This window comes from Kitasatospora sp. NPDC059571 (assembly GCF_042735675.1).
GTDB lineage: Bacteria > Actinomycetota > Actinomycetes > Streptomycetales > Streptomycetaceae > Kitasatospora.
This window is the reverse complement of the sequence record NZ_JBHWBW010000718.1, coordinates 1-2532: the sequence shown is the minus strand read 5'-3', so window position 1 is coordinate 2532 and position 2532 is coordinate 1. Positions and strand designations below refer to the sequence as shown.

The window sequence follows — 2532 nt, the reverse complement described above, 5'->3', positions numbered from 1 at the left end:
CGCGCACCCAGCTCGGTGGCGAGCTCGATCTGCGGGATCAGCCCGTGGCCGACGGCGACCGCGTCGCAGGCGATGCGGCGGCCGGAGCCGGGCACCGGACGCCAGTCGGCGTCCAGCCGGGCGACGGTGACGGCGGTGACCCGGTCGGTGCCGTGCGCCTCGACGACGGCGCTGCGCAGCCGGGGGCGGATCCGGTGCCGGGCCAGCGCGCCGGCGTGCCTGGCGCCCTCGGCGAGCTTGGCCGGATTGGCGGCGAGAGCGGCCGGGCCGCGGGCGTAGCCGGTGTACCCGGCGGCCTCGACCACGGCCGGGACGCGGGCGCCGGCCTGCGCCAGCGAGACGGCGGCGGCGAGCAGCAGCGGACCGCTGCCGGCCACCACGACCCGCCGGCCCGGCAGCACCAGGCCGCCCTTCAGCATCGCCTGGGCGCCGCCCGCGGTGACCACGCCCGGTAGGGTCCAGCCGGGGAAGGGCAGCTGCCGCTCGTAGGCGCCGGTGGCGAGCAGCACCGCGCGGGCCGCCACCACCAGGGGGTCGGTGCCGGCCGGGCCGCGGGTGGCGTGCAGCCGCCACGGCTCGCCGCGCTCGGCCGTCCACACGTGGTGGCCGGCCAGGTGGTCGATACGGCCGGCCCGGACGTGGTCGGCCAGCCGGCGGTCGAGCGCGGCGAAGGCGGCCCAGTGATGGTGCAGCCGGTCCGGCCGGTCCGCGCCGAGGCCCGGTGCGGGATGCCGGTAGTACTGGCCGCCCGGGCGGTCGGCGGCGTCCAGCAGGGCGCACCGCAGGCCCAGCCCGGCGGCGGTGACGGCGGCGGCCAGCCCGGCGGGCCCGGCCCCGACCACCGCGAGGTCGTACGGCTCGGCGTGCTCGGTGTGCTCGGCGGCGTCAGACTTCGAGGTCGGCACGGCCGTGGCCCTCCTGGGTGGTGACGGTGGTGCCGGGCGCGGCGGGCACCAGGCAGGCGCGCTGGTTGGGGCGGCCGTCGACGGTGGCCAGGCAGTCGTAGCAGGCGCCGATGCCGCAGAACGCGCCGCGCGGGCGGCCCCCGACGCGGGTGCGCCGCCAGGCGATGATGCCGGCCGCCCAGAGCGCGGCGGCGATGCTCTGCCCGGGCAGCGCGGGCACCGGCCGGCCGTCGAAGGTGATGGTGTGGGCCGGCCCGGGCCGGGCTGCGGCCAGGTCCGCGGGGGTGCGCCGGTCGGTCATGCCTCGTCCTCCTGGTCGTCGGCCGGCCCGTCCGGGAAGCGGTCGGCGCGGAACGGCGCGAGGTCCGCCCCGGGGTCGGCGCCGGTGAGCTGCCGGGCGATCAGCAGGCCGGTGGCCGGGGCCAGACCGATGCCCGCGCCCTCGTGCCCGCAGGCGTGGTAGAGCCCGGGCACCCGGGGGTCGGCGCCGATGGCGGGCAGGTGGTCGGGCAGGTAGGGCCGGAAGCCGCGGTAGGCGCGCTGCACCGCGACCTCCCGCAGCACCGGGAAGAGCGCGGCGGCCTGGGCGGCGAGCCGGCGCAGCACCTCCACCGAGAGCGTGCGGTCGAAGCCGACCCGCTCCCGGCTGGCGCCGATGAGCACCGGGCCGGCGGGGGTGCCCTCGACCACGGCGGAGGTCTGCAGCGCGGCGGAGCCGCTGGCGACGTCGGCCACGTAGTCGGCGGCGTACACCTTGTGCCGGACGATCCGCGGCAGCGGCTCGGTGACGAGGACGAAGCCGCGCCGGGGCAGCACCGGAAGCCGGACCCCGGCCAGCGCGGCGATCTCGCCGCCCCATGTGCCGGCGGCGTTCACCACGGCGGGGGCGGCTATCTCCCCGACGTCGGTGGCCACGCCGCGCACCGCCCCGTCGGGCCCGGTGCGGACCGCGGTGAGCCGCTCGCCGAGCCGGACCTCCGCACCGGCCGCACGGGCGGCGCGGAGCAGGTGGGCGGCGGCGAGGGCGGGCTGCACCTGGGCGTCCTGCCGGTAGCGCACCCCTCCGGCGAGGCCGGGGGCGAGGTGCGGCTCGAGCTCGCGGAGCCGGCCGGCGGGGATCTCCTCGGTGTCGACGCCCGCCTTGGCCTGCTGCTCGGCGAGGGCGCGCAGCCCGGCCAGCCCGGCCTCGCCGGAGGCCACCACCAGGCCGCCCTTGGGCTCGTACTCGACGGCGGCGCCGAACTCCTCGGCGAGCTCGCGCCAGAGGCCGGCGGAGAGCAGCGCGAGGTCGAGCTCGGGCCCGGGCTCCTTGTCGGAGACCAGCAGGTTGCCCTCGCCGGCGCCGGTGGTGCCGCCGGCCACCGGGCCGCGGTCGACGACGGCGACGCGCAGCCCGGCACGGGCCGCGTAGTGGGCGCAGGCCGCGCCGACCACGCCGGCCCCCACCACCACGGCGTCGAAGGAGGGTCGGTTGATCACCTCAGTAATATGTCACATTGCGAAGAGCCTGCCAAGACACCCGTTCGAGGGAACGCGAATTGGGCCCCCGGCCCGCCCCCCGGGGCGGGGGGGCGGGGGCGGGGCGGGCGCAGCGCGGCCGGCGAGGGGGTGTGGCTGGGCGCGACAG

Annotated in this window: 3 protein-coding genes; all 3 read right to left on the bottom strand. The window is 79.4% G+C overall.

Going from position 1 to position 2532, the window contains the following annotated elements:
• The coding region (locus tag ACFV0G_RS38220) for an FAD-dependent oxidoreductase (RefSeq protein WP_380558129.1) at positions 1 to 905 on the bottom strand (905 nt) is incomplete at its 3' end.
• A complete protein-coding gene (locus ACFV0G_RS38215) occupies positions 886 to 1206 on the bottom strand; it encodes a (2Fe-2S)-binding protein (protein WP_380558126.1) in 321 nt (106 codons plus the stop codon). The genes ACFV0G_RS38220 and ACFV0G_RS38215, both read right to left, overlap by 20 nt.
• The gene (locus ACFV0G_RS38210; protein WP_380558123.1) at positions 1203 to 2384 is read right to left on the bottom strand and encodes an NAD(P)/FAD-dependent oxidoreductase; all 1182 of its coding nucleotides are present in this window, start codon (positions 2382 to 2384) and stop codon (positions 1203 to 1205) included. Before ACFV0G_RS38210 ends, ACFV0G_RS38215 begins: the two co-directional genes overlap by 4 nt.
• Positions 2385 to 2532: the final 148 nt, after the last annotated feature.

Excerpts from the sequence above, each read along its gene's own strand:
- ACFV0G_RS38215 (WP_380558126.1), bottom strand. The coding sequence starts at position 1,206 with ATGACCGACCGGCGCACCCCCGCGGACCTGGCCGCAGCCCGGCCCGGG.